The 394-nt window shown below is 65.2% G+C and carries 1 pseudogene; it reads right to left on the reverse strand.

Annotated features, from left to right (window positions below):
• Positions 1-54: 54 nt before the first annotated feature.
• Positions 55-394: pseudogene (locus EN993_RS36780) on the reverse strand (PDZ domain-containing protein); the annotation flags it as partial.

The raw sequence follows: 394 nt of genomic DNA on the forward strand, positions 1-394 counted from the left end.
CTATTGATTGCCGCTGGAGACTTTCAGCGACCGCGCCGGCCGGGTGTCGGAACTGGCCGGAGCGGCGGGCTGCTGCTGGTCGGCAGATGCTCGCTTGTCGCTCGATGGCAGCTTGCCGAGATCGACCTTGGGCGTTTCGCTCTTGCCGTCGCGCCAGACGGGGACATCAACCGACTTGCCCGGCGAATAGGCTCCGATCAGGCGGGCGAAGTTCCTTCGGCGAAGCGACGTCCTTGCCCTCGACCTGGGTGATGACGTCGCCAGCGATGATACCGGCCTTCTTGCCGGGGCCATCGTCCTGGGCGCTGGACACCAACGCGCCATTGTTGGACTTCAGACCGAGCGATTCGGCGATGTCAGAGGTGACCGGCTGGATTTCGACGCCGAGCCAGCC

The organism is Mesorhizobium sp. M7D.F.Ca.US.004.01.2.1 (genome assembly GCF_003997785.1).
Taxonomy (GTDB): Bacteria; Pseudomonadota; Alphaproteobacteria; order Rhizobiales; family Rhizobiaceae; genus Mesorhizobium; species Mesorhizobium loti.